Source organism: Pseudomonas sp. D(2018) (assembly GCF_005502555.1).
GTDB classification, from domain to species: domain Bacteria; phylum Pseudomonadota; class Gammaproteobacteria; order Pseudomonadales; family Pseudomonadaceae; genus Metapseudomonas; species Metapseudomonas resinovorans.
Window position 1 is genome coordinate 161738 of sequence record NZ_SCOK01000003.1, and the last position, 22066, is coordinate 183803.

Annotated in this window: 17 protein-coding genes; 8 read left to right on the forward strand and 9 right to left on the reverse strand. The window is 64.3% G+C overall.

Features of this window, described 5'->3' with window-relative positions; genetic code table 11:
- The first annotated feature begins 21 nt into the window (after window positions 1-21).
- Complete coding sequence (gene queG, locus FFS60_RS04025) at window positions 22-1104, forward strand: tRNA epoxyqueuosine(34) reductase QueG (protein WP_028630646.1); 1083 nt, start codon at window positions 22-24, stop codon at window positions 1102-1104.
- Here the strand turns inward: queG and orn are convergent.
- Window positions 1094-1636: an oligoribonuclease gene (gene orn, locus FFS60_RS04030; protein WP_028630645.1), complete on the reverse strand. Its 543-nt coding sequence runs from the start codon at window positions 1634-1636 to the stop codon at window positions 1094-1096. The two genes, queG and orn, sit on opposite strands and share 11 nt — an antisense overlap.
- Before the next feature lie 95 nt (window positions 1637-1731).
- Here orn and rsgA point away from each other — a divergent pair, with 95 nt between their 5' ends.
- A complete protein-coding gene (rsgA, locus tag FFS60_RS04035; RefSeq protein WP_028630644.1) occupies window positions 1732-2763 on the forward strand; it encodes a small ribosomal subunit biogenesis GTPase RsgA in 1032 nt (343 codons plus the stop codon).
- A gap of 98 nt (window positions 2764-2861) precedes the next feature.
- On the opposite strand, the gene motB is transcribed toward rsgA, so the two are convergent.
- Both motB and motA read right to left on the reverse strand, forming a co-directional pair.
- Window positions 2862-3914 carry a flagellar motor protein MotB gene (motB, locus tag FFS60_RS04040; protein ID WP_137821204.1) on the reverse strand — a complete coding sequence of 351 codons (1053 nt, stop codon included), beginning with the start codon at window positions 3912-3914 and terminating at the stop codon, window positions 2862-2864.
- Window positions 3915-3924: 10 nt separating this feature from the next.
- Complete coding sequence (gene motA / locus FFS60_RS04045; RefSeq protein ID WP_137821205.1) at window positions 3925-4776, reverse strand: flagellar motor stator protein MotA; 852 nt, start codon at window positions 4774-4776, stop codon at window positions 3925-3927.
- A gap of 117 nt (window positions 4777-4893) precedes the next feature.
- Between motA and FFS60_RS04050 the strand changes: the two genes are divergently transcribed.
- The 5 genes from FFS60_RS04050 (at window position 4894) to FFS60_RS04070 (ending at window position 12311) form a co-directional block, all read left to right on the forward strand.
- Window positions 4894-6417, forward strand: coding sequence for an HDOD domain-containing protein (locus tag FFS60_RS04050; protein WP_137821206.1), 1524 nt, complete (start codon window positions 4894-4896; stop codon window positions 6415-6417).
- 45 nt (window positions 6418-6462) lie between these two features.
- On the forward strand, window positions 6463-7278 hold the full coding sequence (rhdA, locus tag FFS60_RS04055; protein WP_137821207.1) for a thiosulfate sulfurtransferase: 816 nt from the start codon (window positions 6463-6465) through the stop codon (window positions 7276-7278).
- Between the two features lie 24 nt (window positions 7279-7302).
- A complete protein-coding gene (asd, locus tag FFS60_RS04060; RefSeq protein ID WP_137821208.1) occupies window positions 7303-8166 on the forward strand; it encodes an archaetidylserine decarboxylase in 864 nt (287 codons plus the stop codon).
- A 189-nt stretch (window positions 8167-8355) separates the two neighbouring features.
- The gene (locus tag FFS60_RS04065; RefSeq protein ID WP_137821209.1) at window positions 8356-10182 is read left to right on the forward strand and encodes a molecular chaperone; all 1827 of its coding nucleotides are present in this window, start codon (window positions 8356-8358) and stop codon (window positions 10180-10182) included.
- Between the two features lie 59 nt (window positions 10183-10241).
- A complete protein-coding gene (locus FFS60_RS04070) occupies window positions 10242-12311 on the forward strand; it encodes an EAL domain-containing protein (protein ID WP_028630637.1) in 2070 nt (689 codons plus the stop codon).
- A gap of 87 nt (window positions 12312-12398) precedes the next feature.
- Here the strand turns inward: FFS60_RS04070 and serB are convergent, their stop codons facing one another.
- Window positions 12399-13613, reverse strand: coding sequence for a phosphoserine phosphatase SerB (gene serB, locus FFS60_RS04075; RefSeq protein WP_028630636.1), 1215 nt, complete (start codon window positions 13611-13613; stop codon window positions 12399-12401).
- A 136-nt stretch (window positions 13614-13749) separates the two neighbouring features.
- On the opposite strand from serB, the gene FFS60_RS04080 reads away from it, so the two are divergent.
- The gene (locus FFS60_RS04080) at window positions 13750-15252 is read left to right on the forward strand and encodes an AhpA/YtjB family protein (protein WP_137821210.1); all 1503 of its coding nucleotides are present in this window, start codon (window positions 13750-13752) and stop codon (window positions 15250-15252) included.
- A 297-nt stretch (window positions 15253-15549) separates the two neighbouring features.
- Here FFS60_RS04080 and FFS60_RS04085 read toward each other — a convergent pair whose 3' ends face one another.
- The 5 genes from FFS60_RS04085 to parE all read right to left on the reverse strand — a co-directional run bounded on the left by FFS60_RS04085 (window position 15550) and on the right by parE (window position 22060).
- Window positions 15550-16263: a membrane integrity-associated transporter subunit PqiC gene (locus FFS60_RS04085; protein ID WP_137821245.1), complete on the reverse strand. Its 714-nt coding sequence runs from the start codon at window positions 16261-16263 to the stop codon at window positions 15550-15552.
- 140 nt (window positions 16264-16403) lie between these two features.
- Window positions 16404-18662 carry a DNA topoisomerase IV subunit A gene (gene parC, locus FFS60_RS04090; protein WP_137821211.1) on the reverse strand — a complete coding sequence of 753 codons (2259 nt, stop codon included), beginning with the start codon at window positions 18660-18662 and terminating at the stop codon, window positions 16404-16406.
- Window positions 18663-18669: 7 nt separating this feature from the next.
- Complete coding sequence (locus tag FFS60_RS04095) at window positions 18670-19194, reverse strand: TIGR02281 family clan AA aspartic protease (RefSeq protein ID WP_137821212.1); 525 nt, start codon at window positions 19192-19194, stop codon at window positions 18670-18672.
- Entirely contained in the window at window positions 19191-20174 is a 984-nt protein-coding gene (locus FFS60_RS04100) for an esterase-like activity of phytase family protein (protein WP_171016480.1), read from the reverse strand. The genes FFS60_RS04095 and FFS60_RS04100 overlap by 4 nt, the downstream gene beginning before the upstream one ends.
- A complete protein-coding gene (parE, locus tag FFS60_RS04105) occupies window positions 20171-22060 on the reverse strand; it encodes a DNA topoisomerase IV subunit B (RefSeq protein ID WP_137821213.1) in 1890 nt (629 codons plus the stop codon). The genes FFS60_RS04100 and parE overlap by 4 nt, the downstream gene beginning before the upstream one ends.
- Window positions 22061-22066 lie beyond the last annotated feature (6 nt).

Here is a 22066-nt window from a genome sequence, read left to right on the forward strand (position 1 = left end):
ACACCGGTTTCCCGCCCCAGCATGACCCTTTCCTCGCAAGATCTCGCCTCCCTCGCTCAATCCATCAAGGACTGGGGCCGAGAACTGGGCTTCCAGCAGGTGGGCATCACCGGAGTGGAGCTCGGTGAACATGAACGACACCTGCAGCGCTGGCTGGACGCCGGGTTCCAAGGCGAGATGGACTACATGGCCGCCCACGGCAGCAAGCGCTCGCACCCGGACGAACTGGTGCCCGGCACCCGGCGGGTCATTTCCCTGCGCATGGACTACCTGCCCGGCGATACGCGCATGGCCAAGGTGCTGGGCCAGCCGGAAAAGGCCTATGTCTCGCGCTACGCCCTGGGGCGCGACTACCACAAACTGATCCGCAAACGCCTGCAGCACCTGGCCGAGCGCATAGAGAAGGTCATAGGCCCGTTCAACTATCGCGCCTTCGTCGACAGCGCGCCGGTGCTGGAGAAAGCCATCGCAGAGCAGGCCGGGCTGGGCTGGATTGGCAAGAACACCCTGGTCCTCAACCGCAAGGCCGGTAGCTACTTCTTCCTCGGCGAGCTGTTCGTCGACGCCCCCTTGCCGGTGGATGAGCCCCACGGCAGCGAGCATTGCGGTCGCTGTTCGGCCTGCCTGGACATCTGCCCTACCGCCGCCTTCGTCGGCCCTTACCAGTTGGATGCGCGGCGCTGCATTTCCTACCTGACCATCGAGTTCAAGGGCAGTATTCCCGAAGACTTGCGCCCGCTGATCGGCAATCGGGTGTTCGGTTGCGACGACTGCCAGATGGTCTGCCCCTGGAACCGCTTCGCCCGCCCCTCGGGTGAGGGCGACTTCCAGCCCCGCCACGGCCTGGACAACGCCGAGCTGGCTGAGCTGTTCCGCTGGAGCGAGGAAGAATTCCTCAGTCGAACCGAAGGCTCACCCCTGCGTCGCGCCGGCTACGAACGCTGGCTACGCAACCTGGCGGTGGGGCTGGGCAATGCGCCGTCGAGCATCCCGGTACTCGAAGCCCTGCAACTGCGCCGCGAATACCCATCTGAGCTGGTGCGCGAGCATGTGGAGTGGGCGCTTGCCCGGCACGGGGCAAGCGCGACGCGAGTCAGATCTTGATGAAATGCTCACGATAGTGCCGCAGCTCCGCGATGGAGTCGCGGATGTCGTCCATAGCCAGGTGGCTGCTGCTCTTCTTCACGCCATCACGCACCTTGGGCGCCCAGCGTGCGGCCAACTCCTTGACCGTGGAGACGTCCAGATTGCGGTAGTGGAAGTAGGCTTCCAGCTGCGGCATGTGCCGATAAAGGAAGCGGCGATCCTGGCAGATGCTGTTGCCGCAGATCGGTGACTTGCCCTTGGGTACCCACTGTTCGAGGAAGGCCAGGGTCTGGGCCTCGGCTTCGGCCATGCTGATACGACTCTCGCGCACACGCTGGGTCAGGCCGCTCTGGCCGTGCTGGCGGGTGTTCCATTCGTCCATGCCAGCGAGGATTTCATCGCTCTGATGGATCGCGATGGTCGGGCCTTCAGCGAGTACATTCAGCTCGCTGTCGGTAACGATTGTGGCCATCTCGATGATGACGTCCGTATCCGGATTGAGGCCGGTCATTTCCAGATCGATCCAGATCAGGTTCAAGGCATTCTGCATAGTCGGTCTCCAAGGCGAGGCGCGCATTCTAGCTTAGAGCCTGCTGTTACGGGCTGCGTGCTAAACTCGCGCGGTTTTTCACAAGCGGACCCACCATGGCAAAGCGCCAACTCAGTCGCCGGCAAAGCTGGCGCATCGAGAAAATCCAGGAAGAGCGCGCAGCCCGCGCAGCCAAACGAGAGTCCCGCGCGCTCGATGAGCTCGAAGGCGGCGACCTGGGCCCAGAGCAGACCGGCCTGGTGATCGCGCACTTCGGCGTCCAGGTGGAAGTCGAGGCACTGGAAGGCGAACAGGCCGGCCAGATCATGCGCTGCCACCTGCGCGCCAACCTGCCAACCCTGGTCACCGGGGATCGCGTGGTCTGGCGCTCCGGCAATCAAGGCATCGGCGTGATCGTTGCCCAACTGCCGCGCAGCTCGGAGCTCTGCCGTCCGGATATGCGCGGCTTGCTCAAGCCAGTGGCAGCCAACGTCGACCAGATTGTCATCGTCTTCGCACCCCTGCCCCACCCCCACGCCAATCTGATCGACCGCTACCTGATCGCCGCCGAACACGCAGGCATCCACCCGTTGCTGCTACTGAACAAGGCTGACCTGGTGGATGAACAGAACAGCGCCATGCTCGACGATCTGCTCGGCGTCTACCGCCAGCTAGGCTACCCGCTGCTGGAGGTTTCGGCGCGCGAAGGCGGCGGCATGGAGGACCTGATGTCGCGGCTCGATGGCCACATCAGCGTGTTCGTCGGCCAGTCCGGCGTGGGCAAATCGTCCCTGGTGAACAGCCTGCTTCCAGGCGTGGATACCCGAGTAGGCCCCCTTTCCGAACTCACCGGCAAGGGCACCCACACCACCACCACTGCGCGATTGTTCCACTTCCCCGGTGGCGGCGAGTTGATCGACTCCCCCGGCATCCGCGAATTTGGTCTGGGCCACGTCAGCCGTGGCGACGTCGATGCCGGCTTCATCGAGTTCAACGACCTGCTCGGGACCTGCCGCTTCCGTGACTGCAAGCATGACCGCGAGCCCGGCTGCGCCCTGCTCAAGGCCCTGGAAGAAGGACGCATCCATCCACAACGCATGGCCAGCTACCGGCATATCCTTGCCAGCCTGCCCGAGGACGAATACTGATCCTGCACGTTCGGTCGCGTTGAGCGACGTCGACCCCGCAATACCCCCCGAAAACAAAGAGGCCACGCAATGCGTGGCCTCTTTCGTATGCAGCGGGATCACTGCCCCTTGGGCTCGTCCATCCTCAGCACACCGTCTTCGAAGATGTTCAGTTTCTCTCTTAGCTCACGCGGTTGTGTGGGCTCCCCCGGGTCAGTCGCGGGCGGTTGAGGCATCGCCCCGTCACTGACTGGGGGCTCGGCTTGCTGAGGCTGCTGATCGTCAGGCTGGTCACCCTCCCCCTGTTCACCCTCGATGGCTCGCTGGGCCCTCTTGGTCAGGACGATGATATCGATGCGGCGGTTGACCGGGTTGAAAGGGTCCTTGCGATCGAACAATGCGGACGAGGCATACCCCACCACCCGCGCCACCTGCCCTTCCGGGTAACCACCGGCGATCAGGGTCCGGCGTGCAGCGTTGGCACGACCGGCGGACAGCTCCCAATTGCCGAAATCGCCATCGCCGGCATAGGGCTTGGCGTCGGTATGGCCGCTGATGCTGATCTTGTTGGGGACCGCCTTGATGGTCTCTGCAAGGATCAGCAGGATGTCTTCGAAATAGGGCTGCAGGCGGGCACTGCCAAGGTCGAACATAGGGCGGTTGGCGGCATCCATGATCTGGATGCGCAGGCCGTCCTGGGTGATCTCGAAAAGTATCTGGTCTTTGAACTTGCGCAGCTCGGGGTTCTCTTCGACCTTGTTCTGCAGCTCCTGCAGCAACAACTCCAGGCGCTCGCGCTCGATCTGCTCGGCCAGGGTTTCGACCTGGCTGGCGTCAACGGGCGCGGTATCGCTGGTGTCGGTTGGCACCTCCTGGGCATCAGGGGCGTCCTTCAGTTCCGGATTGAGAGTGCGATCAGGCGCTGGCGTCGGCGTACCCCCCAAGTCGATGACGTAGGGGCTGGCACTCTCGGTGAAGCCGATGGGGTCCTTGAAGTAGCCAGAGATGGCTTTCTTCTGCTCGGGGGTGGCCGAGGACATCAGCCAGAGCACCAGGAAGAACGCCATCATTGCGGTGGCGAAGTCGGCGAAGGCGATCTTCCAGGCGCCGCCGTGGTGACCGGCGGCGTAGCGCTTGACGCGCTTGACGATGATCGGCTGGTTGTTCTCCATGACTCAGCCTTCAGCTGCCGCGCACGGCTTGTTCCAGCTCGCTGAAGCTCGGGCGATGCGCCGGGAACAGCGTCTTGCGGCCGAACTCCACTGCCAGCGACGGCGGCATGCCGGAAGCGGAAGCCACCAGGCAGGCCTTGATAGCCTCGAACACGTTCAGCTCTTCGCGGGCATCGTGCTCCAGGGACACCGCCAGCGGGCCGAAGAAGCCGTAGGCCGCGAGGATACCGAGGAAGGTACCCACCAGCGCCGCCCCCACGTGCTGGCCAAGGGCGGCCTGCTCGGCCTCGCCCAGCATGGCCATCGTGACCACGATACCCAGTACCGCAGCGACGATACCGAAGCCCGGCAGACCATCGGCGATCCGGTTGACGGCGTGGGCAGGGTGCTCCAACTCTTCCTTCAGGCTGGCCAGTTCCATGTCGAACAGGCCTTCCAGCTCATGGGGCGCCATGTTGCCGGACGACATGATGCGCAGGTAATCGCAAATGTAGGCAGTCATCCGCTCATCCTTGAGGATGCCCGGGTACTTGCTGAAGATGGGACTAGCGGCGGCGTCCTCGATATCGGCCTCGATGGCCATCATCCCTTCGCGACGGCTCTTGTTGAGGATCTCATAGAGCAAGCGCAGCACTTCCAGGTAGAAACCGTGGGTGAAACGGGTGCCGAACATCTTCAGCGACTTCTTGAACACGATCATCGTCGTGCCGCCGGGGTTGGCCTGAAGGAACGCCCCGAGCGCGGCGCCACCGATGATCAACACCTCGAAAGGCTGGATCAACGCGGCGATTTTGCCGTGAGACAGGATGTACCCACCGAGCACGCTGGCGAATACGACGATGATGCCGATGATTTTTGCCATAGGAAGGGAGCTTGAAGAGTCAGTAGAAAGGGTTATGAAAAGAGCCCCTTCTAATTATCGGAAGATATGCGCCAGACTATAGCCTGTTCAGGCGAAAAGCCAGATTGGCGGCCCTCTATGTCAACCGCAAAGCCCTTGCCACGCAGCCTCGACGGCTGGATCAAGCACCTCGATGGAGTGCGCCTGCCCGTCCCCGCCGCCGCCCATGAGAAAGTCCGCCGCGCCCTCGGCGACGGCCGCCGCTCCCTGCGCGATATCGCCGACCTGACTCAGGAGAGTCCTGCCCTTGCCCTCAGCCTTCTGCGCGAGGCCAACGCCGCCGGCAGCATGCTGAGCAGCCCGGCGGAGAGCCTGGAAGTCGCCCTCAGCCGCCTGGGCCTGAAGCGCGCGGAAGTGTTGCTCAACCGCTTGCCGGCCATCCCCGAGGAAGAAATTCCCCACGCGCTGCGCCAGTTGCAGTTGATCAGCCAGCACGCCGCCCAGCAGGCCAACGGTCTATTCGCCGCCCGACTCGCGCGCCTCTGGCAGGAGATCCACTGGTGCAGTCTTTTATTCCTCTCCCCCCTCTGGCCGCTCCTGGCCACCCATCCGGAGCTCTTCGCCACCTGGGAAAGGCGCGTACTGGGCGAAGGCGAGCCGGCCACCAGGGTCGAGCGCGAACTGCTTGGCGTGCCGCTGCTGCGACTCTGCCAGGCCCTGGCCGAACACTGGAAGTTGCCCGGCTGGATTGTCGGGGGCTACCGCCTGCTGAATGACGATCGTCGCCTGCTGGTGAAGGCCCTCCATATCGCCCGCGACAACGAACACCCCCTGCACCAGCAGCAACAACTGGACGCCAATCCCGCCCTGGGTCGTTGGCTGACCCAACCGGGCAACACCGTCCTGCTGGCCAACGGCCTGGCGATTTCTGCCCATGCCGGCTGGTCCGGCGGCCACAGCCTTCGCTGGCAGCGCCTCACCGGGTTGTTCATGAAGATGCCGCTCGACGAACTGCAGCAGCATATCCACCAACAGGCCGCGCAGAGCGGGCGCTTGCATGCCCGCGACGACCTCTGGCACCCCGCCGAAGCACTGCTCTGGCCCTGGAACCAACATCGCCTGCACCGTGAACCCGTCACGGCACCAGCACCTACTGCGGACGCCCTGGACGACTGGCGCCGTCACTGCGGCGAGCTGATTCGCGAACCCAGCCCCTTCACCAACGTGGTGCAACTTTCCGCCTGCGCCCGAGATGCCCTGGAAAGCGGTGGCATGCGTCGGATCCTCGTACTACTGGCCGACCGCAATCACAGCCGTCTACTGTCCCAGCAACAGGCCGGACTACCAAAGGAGACCAACGGCCTGCAACTGGACCCCAACCAGAGCCAGGTGCTGCGACGCCTGCTCACCCAACCCGGACAGTTGCGCCTGGGCCCCGACAACATGGCGCAGTTTTCTGCCCTGCTGCCCGGCCAGCTCAAGAGTCTGTTCCCGGGACATCACCTGTTGCTGCGCTCCATCGCGGTGAACGGTCGGGTGGCCATGCTGGTGGTGGCGGACCAGGACGGCGCGCCTTTCGCCGAAATCAGCCTGCGCGCCTTCGCCAAGACGGCCCAATGCATCGAGCGCGCCCTCGCCACCTTCGCCAGACGCGGCCGCTAGGCTTTCCTATACAATCCGCCACTTTGTTCATTCACGGAGGCTTTCATGTCTGCCTTCTCCAACCTGCCACTGGTAATCGAGCCGGCCGAACTGGTGGCCCTGCTTGGCGCCAGCGAGCTGATCCTGGTCGACCTCACCAGCGCTGCCCGCTACGCCGCGGGCCACATCCCTGGCGCACGCTTCGTCGATCCGAAGCGCACCCAGCTCGGCCAGCCGCCGGCACCTGGCTTGCTGCCGGTCAAGGCCGATCTCGAGACGCTGTTCGGCGAACTCGGCCACCGCGCCGATGCCACCTATGTGGTCTATGACGACGAAGGCGGCGGCTGGGCCGGACGTTTCATCTGGCTGCTCGATGTGATCGGCCACCACCGTTACCACTACCTGAACGGTGGCCTGCACGCCTGGCTGGCCGAAGGCCGGGAAACCACTGAAGCCACACCCACGCCAGTGGGTGGTCCGCTCGCCCTGACCCTGCACGACGAACCCACCGCCACCCGCGAGTACCTGCAGGGCCGCCTGGGCGCCGCCGATCTGGCCATCTGGGACGCTCGCGGTCCCGGCGAGTACAACGGCACCAAGGTGCTGGCCGCCAAGGCCGGGCATATCCCCGGCGCGGTCAACTTCGAGTGGACCGCAGGCATGGACCCCGCTCGCGCCCTGCGCATCCGTACCGACATGGCAGGAATCCTCCAGTCCCTGGGCATCACGCCGGACAAGGAAATCGTCACCCACTGCCAGACGCACCACCGCTCGGGCTTCACCTACCTGGTCGCCAAGGCCCTCGGTTATCCGCGGGTCAAGGGCTATGCCGGGTCCTGGTCCGAGTGGGGCAATCATCCGGATACCCCTGTAGAGCACTGACGCCCTACCCGCCAAGGAACCCCAATGAAAGAACGCCTATTCATCATCAGCCAGTACCTGCTGCCGCATCACCTGCTGTCGCGCCTGGCCGGCTGCATCGCCGAGTGCCGCGTGCACTGGTTCAAGAATGCTTTCACCGCCTGGTTCGCCAAGCGCTACCAGGTGAACATGAGTGAAGCGCTGGTCGAAGACCTCACCGCCTACGAGCACTTCAACGCCTTCTTCACCCGTGCCTTGAAGCCTGGCGCCCGACCACTGGACGAAACCCCCGGGGCCATCCTCTGCCCGGCCGATGGCGCCATCAGCCAGATGGGTCCGATCGAGCACGGCCGCTGCTTCCAGGCAAAAGGCCACAGCTTCAGCGTACTGGAGCTGCTGGGTGGCGACGCCGAGCGCGCCGCGCCCTTCATGGGCGGCGAGTTCGCCACTGTCTACCTTTCGCCCAAGGACTATCACCGTGTGCATGCGCCCCTGGGCGGCACGTTGCGGGAGATGGTCTATGTACCGGGTCGGCTGTTCTCGGTAAACCAGAGCACCGCCGAAAACGTGCCTGAGCTCTTCGCCCGCAACGAGCGCGTGGTGTGCATCTTCGATACCGAGCGCGGCCCGATGGCCTTGGTGCTGGTGGGCGCGATGATCGTCGCCTCGATCGAAACCACTTGGGCCGGCCTGGTCACGCCGCCGAAGCGCGAGCTGAAGACCTTCAGCTATGACGAAGCGGCGCGCGCGCCCATCAAGCTGGAGAAGGGCGACGAGCTCGGTCGTTTCAAGCTGGGTTCCACCGCGATTGTCCTGTTCGGCCCGGACCAGGTTCGCTGGTCCGAGAACGCCTGGCCCGGCAGCCAGGTACGCATGGGCCAGTTGCTGGCCCTGCCCAAGGACGCCTGATCGAAGCGAATCCTGGCCGGACCGTCCGGTTCGGCCAGGCGCCTATCAGCCAATCACTGCGCACGGCCAAACGGCCAACCCGTCCACAGGCCGACCCTTTGGATAGGCTGCCAGCGCGCAAGGATGCTGATAGAGTGCTGAGATCCAGCCCAATACACCCCACACGAGAAATCGGAGAAACCGATCCGGATGGACCACCAGAGCCCTCACCTGCTGTTGCGTGCACCCGCGCCTAGCAAACAGAGCCTGTCCTTCTGCGATGCCACCCCTCGTGAGCTGAAACGCTGGATCTCCCACCTGCCCAAGGCCAACCTCGGCGAAACCGCTCGCCAGCTCTATCAGGCCCTGGTGGAACTCAACCAGTTGATCACCCCGACCGAGAACCGCCTGCAACTTCTCGAGTTGATGCGTCCGGAAGTGCATTTCGTCTGCCAGCACCTGGAACGGCACTTCATTGGCCAGTCCATCGTCCTGGACGAGCGCCCGCGCAAGGTTGCCAACCTCTGCCAGGCCCTGCAGAACCACCTGGCCATCGGCTACAAACTGATCATCGTGCAGGAGTCGCCGCGCCCCAGCCGTGACCGCGAGCGCGCACAGCTCCTCGCCATTGCCCTGCAACGGGCAACCCACAGCCTGAACGGCCCACTGATCCGCTCCAGCCAGCTCTACTGCCCGGTCCCCGAAGGCCTCTGGCTGGAACTGCACCAGCTCTATCAGTTGGCTCAGAGCCGCCAACTCCATCGAGTCGCCGTGCGCGACCCGCTTGCACGCCACACGCAAGGGCTCAGCGTTGAGCAGACCTACCTGGTGGCACTGCTGCTGGGTTGCGCCCGCTGCAACCAGATGCGCCAGAACGGCATCGCCCGCCTGGCGGAAATCCTCGAACCCTGGAGCACGCTGGTGAAACTTCAGCCGGCCGAGCTGCCCTCCAGCCTCTTCGCCGTGGCACCCCAACTGGACGGGCCACCGCGCTACAAGTCGCTGTTCCAGGAAGTCGACCCACGCACGCTGCTGGGCCTCGACCCGCTGCCGCTGGTGGATGCCATCAAGGAATACCTGATCCTGCCAGCCGAACAGCGCAACCAGGCGCGCCTACCGCTGCCTGAGGGCCTGACCCTCGATCTACTGCAGCACCTGAGTTCAGCCTGGGGCGATATTTCCGAGCGCACCTTCCAGCGCAACCCCGGCCAGGGCGGCCTGACCCTGTGCATCGGCATGAGCGCGCTACACTTCTTCCTGGCAGGCAGTCGCTCTTTCAGCGAAGTGCTCAAGCTGCCCGAGGATGTCGGCCAGGCGGTGTTCGACACGCTCGGCAAGAAACCTGCAAAAGACATCTGGGCCAACGCCTTCGACGCGCAACCCACCCAGGGCTGGCAGCCGGGCATGCCGATGGAAGAAATCGAATACACCAGGCCCGTTTCCGATAGCAGCCCCCCTCCGCCCCAGGCCAGCACGGCACCGGAAAGCTATCCGACCTTCAACGTCGCGGTGGTCAACCACAGCCCAGGCGGTTACTGCCTGAGCTGGCCCAAGGAAGTCCCCAGCCAGCTACAGGCCGGCGAGCTGCTCGGTGTTCAGGACGCGCCCGACCAGGGTTGGAGCATCGCCGTAGTGCGCTGGATTCGCCAGGTGAGAGGCGGCGGCACCCAGATGGGCATCGAACTGGTGGCACCCCAGGCGCAGTCCTGCGGCGTGCTGCTGATGCGCAAAGGCGAACAGAACAGCCATTACCTGCGCGCCCTGCTGCTGCCGGCCATTGGCGCGATTTCCCGTCCAGCAACCCTGATCACCCCGCGCCTGCCCTTCCAGGAAGGCAACAAAGTGCAGATCAACCTGCACGGCGATGAACACCGCGCGGTACTCACCCGACGCCTGACCAGTACCGGCAGTTTCAACCAGTTCGAGTACCGGATTTTCGAACAACCGACACCGCCGCAAGGGAAACCTGTCACAGGTCCAGGCAGCGTGACGCAAGGCAGCGAGGAAGATTTTGACTCGCTATGGAAGTCGCTGTAGATTCCCGACTCACCACCATTCGTCGCCTATTCGCGCTCGTTCGGCGCTAAGCACAGGCCATGGCCATCGAAAAGAAAACGATCCGCCTGCTGATCCTGGAAGACTCGCAGAACGAAGCCGAGCGCCTGGTCAGCCTGTTTCGCAACTCAGGCCGCGCGACTCGCGTTCATCGCATCATTTCCGCTGACGACCTCAACGAGGTCCTGCAACAAAGCTGGGACCTCCTGATCGCCGCGCCCGACAGCGAGCACCTGAGCCCGGGCGAAGCCCTCAACAGCATCCGCCGCCAGTCCAAGGACATCCCGTTCATCCAACTGGTGCAGGACAACGACTCCGACCTCATCACCGAAGCTCTGGCGCTAGGCGCCCAGGACGCCCTGCCCCAGGGCGAAGACGAGCGCCTGGTACTGGTCGCCAACCGCGAGCTGGCCAACCTCGAGCAACGCCGCGCCCGCCGCGCCGCCGAAGTCAGCCTGCGGGAAGCCGAGAAACGCTGCCAGCTGTTGCTGGACAGCTCGGTTGACGCCATCGCCTATGTCCACGACGGCATGCACATCTATGCCAACCGCGCCTACGTCGAGATGTTCGGTTACGACGATGGCGACGAACTCGAAGGCATGCCGATGATCGACCTGATCGCCGGCGTCGACCAGGCCGGTTTCAAGGACTTCCTGAAGAACTACCGCGACGACGAAGGCAGCGGCGAACTCACCTGCAATGGCTGCAAAGTGGACGGCCAGAGCTTCCAGGCACGCATGAATTTCTCCCCTGCCACCTACGATGGGGAGCCCTGCATCCAGGTGGTCATCCGCGCCGAGACCGACAGTGCCGAGCTGGAGGAAAAACTGCGCGAGATCAGCAGCCAGGACCTGGTCACTGGCCTGTTCAACCGCTCCCACTTCAACGAAATGCTCGACACCGCGGCCGAGCGCGCGGTCAAGACCAGTCAGCCTTCGAGCGTCGCGTACATCCGCGTAACCCGCTACTCCAGCCTGCTCGCCGAAGTCGGCATTGCCGGTGTCGACCTGTTGCTCACCGACCTCGCCAATCTGCTGCGTGCCCACTTCGCTGGCGATGCGCAACTCGCCCGTTACGGCGACGACGTATTCGGTGTCCTGCAACAGGGCATTACCCCGGAACAGGCCGAGGAAAGCCTGCAGAACCTGCTGAAGAAGATCGACGTCCACCTCTTCGACGTCAGCAACCGCACCGTGCAGGTCAGCCTGTGCATCGGCGTTGCCGGCCTAAGCGAGACTACCCCCAAGGCCCAGGACGTGGTGGACCGCGCCCATCGCTGCGCCGACGAACTGGGTGACGAGAACGGCCTCAAGCTGTACAACCCAGCCGATGAGCTGGCCGCTGCGGCCAACCGTGGCAGCCTGGTGGCAATGGTCCAGCAGGCCCTGGAGAACAACAGCTTCCGCCTGCTGTTCCAACCGATCATCAGCCTGCGCGGCGACAGCTTCGAGCACTACGAAGTGCTACTGCGTCTGCTCAGCCCCCAAGGCGAGGAAGTGCCGCCCGCCGATTTCCTCGACGCCGCCAAGGAAGCAGGCCTGGCGGAGAAGATCGACCGCTGGGTGATCCTCAACTCCATCAAGCTGCTCGCCGAACACCGCACCAAGGGGCACAACACCCGACTCTTCGTCCACCTGTCCGGCGCCAGCCTGCAGGACCAGACGCTGCTGCCGTGGCTCAGCGTGGCGCTGAAGGCGGCGCGCCTACCGTCCGATGCCCTGATCTTCCAGTTCAGCGAGCCCGACGCCATCGCCTATCTGAAGCAAGCCAAGGCGCTTACCCAAGGCCTGGCCGAACTGCACTGCCAGGTCGCCCTAAGCCAGTTCGGCTGCGCGTTGAACCCGTTCAATACCCTCAAACATCTCTCCATCGACTTCGTGAAGGTGGATGGCTCCTTTACCCAGGACCTCAGCCGTGCAGAGAACCAGGAGGCCCTCAAGACCCAACTGGCAAGCCTGCACGCCCAGGCCAAGATGACCATCGTGCCTTTCGTCGAGACAGCCAGCGTCCTGGCCACCCTATGGCAGGCCGGCGTGAACTACATCCAGGGTTATTACCTGCAAGGTCCCAGCCAGGCGATGGACTACGACTTCTCCTCCGGAGACGAGTAGCGCATTCATTGGCCCGCCAGGCCAAGGCCAGCCGTTAGCCCACGAAAAAGCCGCCCTAAGGCGGCTTTTCTATTTCCGGCACGACATTCAGTCCCTGCCGTCGCGGTCGCGGAAACCCAGCAGGTAGAGGATGCCATCCAGGCCCAGCGTGGAAATGGCTTGCTTGGCCGACTGCTTGACCAGCGGCTTGGCGCGGAAGGCCACGCCCAGCCCAGCCAGACCGAGCATTGGCAAGTCATTCGCACCATCGCCGACAGCGATGGTCTGCTCCAGGCGCAAGCCCTCTTTCTCCGCCAGCTCGCGCAGCAGATCGGCCTTGCGCTGGGCGTCGACGATGGGCTCGATAGCCACACCGGTCAGCTTGCCATCGACAATCTGCAGCTCGTTGGCGAACACATAGTCGATGCCCAACTTGGCCTGCAATTGCTTGGCAAAGTAGCTGAAGCCGCCAGAGAGGATAGCGGTCTTGTAACCCAGGCGCTTGAGCTCGGCGAACAGGGTTTCCGCGCCTTCGGTGAGTCGCAGGGAGGCGCCGATCTCTTCCAGCACGTCCTCGGGCAATCCCTTGAGCAGCCCCAGACGCTCCTTGAAGCTGGCACGGAAGTCCAGCTCGCCGCGCATCGCACGCTCGGTGATCTCGGCAACCTGGTCGCCCACACCGGCAGCCTTGGCCAGTTCGTCGATCACCTCGGCCTCGATCAGCGTCGAGTCCATGTCGAACACCGCCAGGCGACGGTTGCGACGGAACAGCGAATCACGCTGGAAGGCAATGTCGACATTCAATTCCTGAGCCACGCTGAGGAACTCGGCACGCAGGGCCACCGGATCCGCCGGCTCGCCGCGCACGGAAAACTCGATGCAGCCCTTGCTTTGGTCCGCGGGCGTATCCAGATGCATGCGGCCCGACAGACGGTCGATGTGGTCGATATTGAGGCCGTATTTGGCAGTGATGGAGCTCACCCGCTGCAACTGCTCGGCGGTCACCTTGCGGGTCAGCAGGGTGACGATGTAACGGCTCTTGCCCTGGCCGTCCACCCACTGCTGGTAGTCCGCCTCGGGTACCGGGGTAAAGCGCACCTGCTGATCCAGCTTGTAGGCAGTGAACAGCACGTCCTTGAGCACGGCCGAGGCTTCGGCGTTATCCGGAATTTCCACCAGGATGCCGAACGACAGCGTGTCGTGAATCACCGCCTGGCCGATATCCAGGATGTTCACACCGCCCTGGGCCAGCGCACCGGTAATAGCCGCCGTCAGACCGGGACGATCCTCGCCCGTGATGTTGATCAGGACAATCTCGCGCAAGGCGCACCTCACTCAACGCATGAAAAGGCGCACATTCTACCCACTTTCGCAGCCCCCGCAGCATGCCCGGCGCTTTGCCCTGCAAGGGGCGCTCGCTATACTGCGCCACAATTTCGTCCGAGAAGAGCCGCGCTCTGTGAACCGGCCCACGCCTGTCAAACCCGACAATTTCTTCCTGCTGATCTTCCACGCCCTGCGCCAGCGGCGCGTGCCGATTGCCTTGCGCATTGCCAGCCACAGCCTGTTGCTGGTAGCCCTGGCCCTGGTGATCTACGCCTGGGTCATGGGTATGCAATTCAAGCAGGCCATGCAACAGCAAGCCGATGCCCTGGGCCAGAGCCTGACCGCGCAGACCGCGGCCTCGGCCACCGAGCTGCTGGTGTCCAACGACATCCTCAGCCTCAACGTGCTGCTCAACAATCTGGTGAAGAACCCGCTGGTGGCCCACGCGGCGATCTACAGCGTGGACAACCGCATCCTTGCTGAAGCCGGTTCGCGGCCCAAGCAGGGCCTGTTGGGCGAGACCGAGGGCCTGTACTCCACCCCCATCACCTTCCAGGAAGTGATCGCCGGCCATCTGCGCCTGAGCCTGGACATGGAGCAATTCCAGCAGCCGATGACCATCAGCCTGCAGAGCATGGGGCTGCTCAGTCTGATCCTGCTGGCCCTGACCCTGTCGCTGAGCCTGCGTCTTGGCCGGCACATCTCGACGCCCCTGTTGCAACTGCGCGTCTGGCTGCGCGACCCGGATGACCCTGCCCCAGGCGCCGGTCGCCAGGACGAGATCGGCGACCTGGCTCGCCAACTTCAGGCTCGACTGGTGCCGGAGAAGCCGGAACCCATCCCGGAGGAAGACTACGCCGAGGTCGACGAGGACTACCTGGAGGACGAGCAGGACGACCAGGAGCACTTCGAGATCCGCGACCTGCGCGATGACAGCTTCGACGGCGAGGACGAATCCCCGAGCGAGCTGTTCACCCCGGACGAGGAGGACCCTTTCGCCGACCTGCGCGAGGAAATGGCCGAGCCCGCTCCTGCACCCGCGCCCGTTGCTCCGGATGAACGGCATAGCAGTGCCGTCCTGGCCATTCAGCTGGGCGCCCAGGACCAACTGCGTCGCCTGCCACGCGCGCGCCTGATGGATCTGCTGCAACGCTATCGCGACTGCCTCGACCAGGCCTCCCGCCTATACCACGGCCAGTTGCTGACCCTGAATGACGGCAGCAGCCTCATGCTCTTCCACAGCCAGGACGGCGGCGAGGATTACCTGACCCACGCGCTGTGCTGCGGCGAGCTGCTGCGAGCCCTGGGACATGCCCTGCAGATTGAAGTTGCCGACAGTGGCATCACCCTTCAACTGCAGCTGGGACTGACTCTGGGTGACGATCTGTCCGGCCTCGGCCAGGGCGATCTGCTGCTCAACGACACCACCCAGAATGCGCTGGCGCTGAGCCAGCACAGCCGCAACTTGCTGCTGGTGGAACGCGCCGTTGCCGAGGACGACCTGGTTCGCCAGCGTGCCCGCATCCGCGCTATCACCAGCCCGGAAGGTGCCTGCTGCGTCGAGCGCCTGCTGGAACCCTATCCTTCGCTGCTGGAGCGCCAATTGGCGCGCATGCACGAAGCCCGGGCACACTGAACACCCGAACGGCGAGAAAGCCCGCGGATGCGGGCTTTTTTGTGTCCGATCGAATCGTACTGCCTGGCGATTGAGTTTCCTCAAAGGGCAATTACCAGGGCGGCAGGGACTGTTGCGGCTGGGCAACGCGGCGCGCCATGTATCGATTCCAGACGGGACTCCTTGCAGGGCCGCGCTGCACGAGGAGCCACGATACGGGGCCGCATATCCGCTGCCAGAGCTGGTCGGCAGCGGAGAGCCTCGATGAGCAGGCAGAAAGAAGCCCGCATGTAGCGGGCTTCTTTCAACATCCGGCGATCAGAAGCGGAAGACTTCCACGTCGGTGCGCACTGGCGCCGCCATGGGGATCTTCGGCGGCAGGGCCTCTTTGGCCTTTGCCGGGGCCGCAGGAGCAGCCGGTTTGCGCGGGGCCTCAACGGCGACTGGCTGACCTTCCAGCGGCTTGACCGCTGCAGCCAATTGCTCGGCCAGCTGCTGCAGCAATTGGCTCTGGGCCCGTACCTGATCGGCTGCGGTGCCGACATGCGGCTCTTCCAGGCGCACCAGGCGGCTGTCACGCAGCTGACCGGCGCGGTCCAGCAGGCGCCATTGCGCCTCCAGCACAGCCGGGCGCTGGGGGCCAGAATCCAGGCGACTGATGGTCAGCAACACCTGAACTTCGGGCGTAAAGCCGGGATTGCCGGGAGCCAGCACCAGGCGCTGGCTGTCCAGGCGCCAGGACAACTGACGCAGCAGCACCTGGTCGATGTCCGCGGCCAGGCTGCCGGCCCAGCGGCCATCAGGGGCTGCAGTCAGGCTGCCATCGGTCTGGCGCTGCAGGAGGGTTTCACGCTGAAGGTAGTCCGCCACGGTCACCGGACCGAGCAGTACCTGCATCCCAGCCTTTTTTGACGGCACCTCTGGGGTGCCGGCATCGAGTTGGAACATTGGAATCGGGGGACTATGCACACAGCCGGCGAGGCCCAGAAGGCCCACCAGCATCACAGCCAGGGGAAAACGCACGGTCATCAATCTCACCCACGGCCGCCTTTTGGGCAGCCTGCAGTCGAATTCATTCGTCCTCACCACCATCAGGGAATGGCGAGGGGACATATCATCCGTCAATGTGACGCAGGACTCCAGAGCCCCACGTCAATTCGCCGCCTCCAGCGTCAGGCCAGCGGCTCCACCTGCAGCGCATCGACCCGCTGGAAGCCGCGCGGAAGCTTGTTACCACGGCGGCCGCGCTCACCCTTGTAGTGTTCCAGATCGTCCGCCTTGAGTGACAAGGTGCGCTTGCCAGCCTGCAGAACCAGGGTTGCACCAGCCGGCAGCACCGCCAGATCGGTGAGGTACTCCTCACGGCTGGCCACGCGATCGCCGGGGATGCCGATGATCTTGTTGCCCTTGCCCTTGGCCAGTTGCGGCAGATCGGCAACCTTGAACAGCAGCAGGCGACCTTCGGTGGTCACCGCCGCCAGCCAGTCTTCTTCGACGCTCTGCACCGGCCGCGGCGGCACCACCTTGGCACCGTTCGGCAGGCTGAGCAGGGTCTTGCCGGCCTTGTTCTTGGCCTGCAGGTCCGCACCCTTGACCACGAAGCCGTAGCCAGCGTCCGAAGCGATGACGTACGTGGCGGCGTCCTCAGGCAACAACACGCACTCGAAACTCGCCCCCGGCGGTGGCGTCAACCGGCCGGTGAGCGGCTCACCCTGGCCACGGGCCGAAGGCAACGAGTGGGCCGCCAGCGAGTAACTGCGCCCCGTGGAATCGATGAACACCGCGTACTGGTTCGAACGACCCGGCGCAGCGGCCTTGAAACCATCCCCGGCCTTGTAGGACAGTCCGGTGGCGTCGATATCGTGCCCCTTGGCGCAGCGTACCCAGCCCTTCTCGGACAGCACCACGGTCACCGGCTCGGTAGGCATCAGCTCGGTTTCCGACAGGGCGCGCGCCTCGGCGCGAGCGACAATGGGCGAACGACGATTGTCGCCGTAGGTCTCGGCGTCCTTGATCAGTTCGTCACGCACCAGCTTCTTCAGTTTGGCGTCGCTGCCCAGCAGGGCCAGCAGGCGCTTCTGCTCCTTCAGCAACTCGTCCTGCTCGCCGCGAATCTTCATCTCTTCCAGTCGCGCCAGCTGACGCAGACGGGTGTCGAGGATGTAGTCGGCCTGGATCTCGGTGAGGCTGAAGCGCTCCATCAACACCGACTTGGGCTGGTCCTCGGTACGGATGATGTGAATCACTTCATCCAGGTTGAGGAAAGCGATCAGCAAGCCGTCCAACAGGTGCAGGCGCTTTTCCACCTTGTCCAGGCGGAACTGTAAGCGCCGGCGCACGGTGCCGATGCGGTAGGTCAGCCATTCGCTGAGCAGGGTCCGCAGGTCCTTGACCTGGGGCTTGCCGTCCAGGCCGATGACGTTGGTGTTGACCCGGTAGCTGGACTCCAGGTCGGTGGTGGCGAACAAGTGCTGCATCAGCTCATCGGCATCCACGCGATTGGAGCGCGGGATGATGACGATGCGGGTAGGGTTCTCGTGATCCGATTCGTCACGCAGGTCGGCCACCATGGGCAGCTTCTTGGCCTGCATCTGGCCGGCGATCTGCTCCAGGACCTTGGACCCGGAGACCTGGTGCGGCAGCGCGGTGACCACGATGTCGCCGTCTTCCACTCGGTATACGGCGCGCATGCGCACCGAACCACGACCGGTTTCGTAGATCTTCAGCAGTTCGGCACGGGGCGTGATCACCTCCGCTTCGGTGGGGAAGTCAGGCCCGAGAATATGTTCGCAGAGCTGCTCCACCGTGGCGTTCGGCTCATCCAGCAGGCGTACGCAGGCGGCGGCCACTTCCCGCAAGTTGTGCGGCGGCACATCGGTAGCCATGCCCACGGCGATGCCGGTGGTGCCATTGAGCAGCAGGTTCGGCAGGCGCGCCGGCAGGGTGGCGGGTTCGTTCAGGGTGCCGTCGAAGTTCGGCACCCAGTCCACGGTTCCCTGCCCGAGTTCGGACAGCAGCACTTCCGAGTAACGCGACAGGCGCGCTTCGGTATAGCGCATGGCGGCGAAAGACTTGGGATCGTCCGGGGCACCCCAGTTCCCCTGGCCATCCACCAGCGTGTAGCGATAGCTGAACGGCTGGGCCATGAGCACCATGGCCTCATAGCAGGCCGAATCGCCGTGGGGGTGGAACTTGCCGAGCACGTCGCCGACGGTACGCGCCGACTTCTTGTGCTTGGAGTCGGCGTCCAGGCCCAGCTCGCTCATGGCGTAGATGATGCGGCGCTGTACGGGCTTCAGACCGTCGCCAATATGCGGCAGGGCGCGGTCCATGATCACGTACATGGAGTAGTTGAGGTAGGCCTGTTCGGTGAAATCGGCCAGAGAGCGGCGCTCAACGCCTTCCAGGCTCAGATCGAGGGATTCGCTCATGCGTGCCTCACGGAGAAGTGACTTGGCGCAGCACCAGGGTGCCGTCGCGCTGGGTGAATTCGAGTTGTTTGAGGGCGCTCATGCCGAGCAGCACCTCATCGCCGTCCATGCCCGGCACAATGATCGCCGGCACCTGGGTCAGGCGGATGTCACCCAGGCGCAGTTCCTGCAACTGGGTGCGCCGGCCGGTGACACGGCCGTTGGCGGTACTCAAGGTGACAGACGCACCGGGCGCCAGGCCGAGGCGCTCGGCCAGCCGGGCGGGCACGGCCACCTGGGTAGCACCAGTGTCGAGCAGGAAGGTCACGCCCTGGCCGTCGATGCGGCCATTCAGCAGATAGTGGCCCTGGCGACTGCTCGCCAACCGCACTTCGACGTAGCCGTCGCCGTGCACCGACGTAGGCTCGCGATTGGGGTTGTGCTGACGTTCCTCCCAGATGCCGAAGAAACGCGCGGCCAGGATCAGACCGATGCCCCAGGCGAGCACCAGCATGACCCTTCCCGCACGTCTGCCCGGCGTCTGCGTGGTCATTTCGCGCTCCAACCGCCCTTGGGCGCGGTGAAGCGCCAGACGATGGGACGACGTTCGCCATCGGCGCGGATCTTGCCACCGTTATCGAGGCCGACCCAGGCGCCTTCGGCATCTATCCACAGGCCTTCGGACACACCGAAGGGCACACCGTAGCGGCGGGTGTCGGCCAGTGCTTCCTCGGCGAAGGACCAGCAGCGCTCGACCTCTCCATTGCTCGGCTTGCGCCGGCAAATCTGGTGCGCCAGACGCTCCAGGGTAAAGAGTTTCTCTTCATGGAAGGCCACGTCGGAAAAGTCGCGCGGCATCTGCTGTTCGCTGCCAATAGGTGCTGGCGGACGTTCAGTACCGGCTTCGCTGAAGATCACGCAACCGCCGGTGCAGCGCCAGGTGGATTGTTGTTTGTGCAGGACCATCAGGCCACGGCGCTCGCGCTCGGCGGCGAGCCAGAGCCGCTCGCCCTTGGGATCGACAGCGATCCCCTCCAGCAGGGCGTTGAAGTGCAGCAACATGCCGCTGGCGCGGGCCTGGCGGACCAGGTTGTCCGGCAGCAGCAGCCAGTTGGGCTCTCCGGCCACGGGCACTTGCAGTACCGCCGCATGGGTCTCGCTCACCAGGTAGCGGTTACCGGCGGCATCGCAACTGATGCCTTCAAAGTCCAGCTCGTTACCCCTCACCATGCTGATGAGCCAGGAACGCGCGCGCACGCCCCAGGGCAGGCTGCTCGGCGGTGCCGGCGGTGCATGGAATATTTCGGCCTCGGCCTGGAGCACGCCGCCAATGGGCTTGAGCCGATACAGCTGGTGGTCGACGCGGTCGGACACGGCCAGCAGCTCATTGCCACAGCGCGCCAGTCCGGAGAGGTTGCCCTGGGGCATGCCCTCCACCGGGTACTCGGCAGCCAGACGCAATTGCTCCGGGTCGTCAGCGGCCCAGAGCGGTGCACAGGACAGCAGGCCAAGGAGAATCAGGGCTCCCCTCACACCATGACCTCGGCCAGGTTGCCCTTGGATTCCAGCCAGGACTTGCGGTCACCGGCACGCTTCTTCGCCAGTAGCATGTCCATGATTTCCACCGTGCCTTCGGTGTCTTCCAGGGTCAGTTGGACCAGGCGGCGGGTGTTCGGGTCCATGGTGGTCTCGCGCAGCTGCGGCGGGTTCATCTCGCCCAGGCCCTTGAATCGGGTGACCTGGGGCTTGCCACGCTTCTTCTCGGCCACCAGGCGGTCGAGGATGCCGTCACGCTCAGCTTCGTCCAGGGCGTAGTAGATCTCCTTGCCCAGATCGATGCGGTACAGGGGCGGCATGGCCACGTAGACGTGCCCGGCCTCGACCAGTGGGCGGAAGTGACGGACGAACAGGGCGCACAGCAGGGTGGCGATGTGCAGACCATCGGAGTCGGCGTCGGCGAGGATGCAGACCTTGCCATAACGCAGCTGGCTCAGGTCTGCAGCACCGGGATCGACGCCGATGGCGACGGCGATGTCATGGACCTCCTGGGAGGCCAGCACTTCACCGCCGTCCACTTCCCAGGTGTTCAGGATCTTGCCGCGCAACGGCATGATCGCCTGGAATTCTTTGTCCCGCGCCTGCTTGGCCGATCCGCCGGCGGAGTCACCCTCCACGAGGAAAAGCTCGGAGCGCATCGGGTCCTGGCCGGCGCAATCCGCCAGCTTGCCTGGAAGGGCCGGGCCTTGTGTGATGCGCTTGCGTTCGACCTTCTTGCTCGCTTTCAGACGACGGCCGGCATTGCTGATGGCCAGTTCGGCCAATTGCATGCCCAGCTCCGGGTGAGCATTGAGCCAGAGGCTGAAGGCATCCTTGACCACGCCGGAAACGAAAGCGGCCGCCTCGCGGGAAGACAGGCGCTCCTTGGTCTGGCCGGAGAACTGCGGTTCTTGCATCTTCATCGAGAGGACGAAGGCGATGCGCTCCCAGACGTCCTCCGGCGCCAGCTTGACCCCTCGCGGCAACAGATTGCGGAACTCGCAGAACTCGCGCATGGCGTCCAGCAGGCCCTGACGCAGTCCGTTGACGTGGGTGCCGCCCTGGGCGGTCGGGATCAGGTTGACGTAGCTTTCCTGAACGCTATCGCCGCCCTCGGGTAGCCATAGCAGCGCCCAGTCCACTGCCTCCTTGTTTCCGGCCAGGCTGCCGCAGAACGGCTCGCTTGGCAGCCGTTCGAACTCGCTGACGGCATCCTCCAGGTAGGAACGCAGGCCATCTTCGTAGTGCCACTCGACGCGCTCGCCACTGGCTTTGTCTTCGAAGGTGACCGACAACCCCGGGCAGAGCACTGCCTTGGCCTTGAGCACATGCTTGAGGCGGCTGACGGAGAACTTGTGTGAGTCAAAATACTTGGCATCCGGCCAGAAGTGCACGCTGGTGCCGGTGTTGCGTTTGCCGACGCTGCCCACGACCTCCAGCTCGCTGGCCTTGAAGCCATCGGCGAAGGTCATCATGTACTCGTTGCCCTCGCGCTTGACCCGCACTTCGACGCGCGTCGACAGGGCGTTCACGACCGAGATGCCTACACCGTGGAGACCACCGGAGAACTGGTAGTTCTTGTTGGAGAACTTGCCGCCGGCATGCAGCTTGGTGAGGATCAGCTCGACGCCGGGCACCCCTTCTTCGGGGTGGATATCCACCGGCATGCCGCGACCGTCGTCGATCACCTGCAGGGAATTGTCCTCGTGGAGGATCACCTGCACGCTCTTGGCGTGGCCGGCCAGGGCCTCGTCCACGCTGTTGTCGATGACTTCCTGGGCCAGGTGGTTGGGGCGAGTGGTGTCGGTGTACATGCCCGGTCGCTTGCGCACCGGGTCGAGGCCGGAGAGGACTTCGATGGCATCCGCGTTGTAAGTAGCCATGGATTC

Coding starts and splice junctions, on each gene's coding strand:
- orn (WP_028630645.1), bottom strand. CDS start 1,636: ATGCAGAATGCCTTGAACCTGATCTGGATCGATCTGGAAATGACCGGC.
- rhdA (WP_137821207.1), top strand. CDS start 6,463: ATGTCTGCCTTCTCCAACCTGCCACTGGTAATCGAGCCGGCCGAACTG.
- asd (WP_137821208.1), top strand. CDS start 7,303: ATGAAAGAACGCCTATTCATCATCAGCCAGTACCTGCTGCCGCATCAC.
- parC (WP_137821211.1), bottom strand. CDS start 18,662: ATGAGCGAATCCCTCGATCTGAGCCTGGAAGGCGTTGAGCGCCGCTCT.
- motA (WP_137821205.1), bottom strand. CDS start 4,776: ATGGCAAAAATCATCGGCATCATCGTCGTATTCGCCAGCGTGCTCGGT.
- FFS60_RS04070 (WP_028630637.1), top strand. CDS start 10,242: ATGGCCATCGAAAAGAAAACGATCCGCCTGCTGATCCTGGAAGACTCG.
- parE (WP_137821213.1), bottom strand. CDS start 22,060: ATGGCTACTTACAACGCGGATGCCATCGAAGTCCTCTCCGGCCTCGAC.
- FFS60_RS04065 (WP_137821209.1), top strand. CDS start 8,356: ATGGACCACCAGAGCCCTCACCTGCTGTTGCGTGCACCCGCGCCTAGC.
- rsgA (WP_028630644.1), top strand. CDS start 1,732: ATGGCAAAGCGCCAACTCAGTCGCCGGCAAAGCTGGCGCATCGAGAAA.
- FFS60_RS04050 (WP_137821206.1), top strand. CDS start 4,894: ATGTCAACCGCAAAGCCCTTGCCACGCAGCCTCGACGGCTGGATCAAG.
- queG (WP_028630646.1), top strand. CDS start 22: ATGACCCTTTCCTCGCAAGATCTCGCCTCCCTCGCTCAATCCATCAAG.
- FFS60_RS04095 (WP_137821212.1), bottom strand. CDS start 19,194: ATGACCACGCAGACGCCGGGCAGACGTGCGGGAAGGGTCATGCTGGTG.
- motB (WP_137821204.1), bottom strand. CDS start 3,914: ATGGAGAACAACCAGCCGATCATCGTCAAGCGCGTCAAGCGCTACGCC.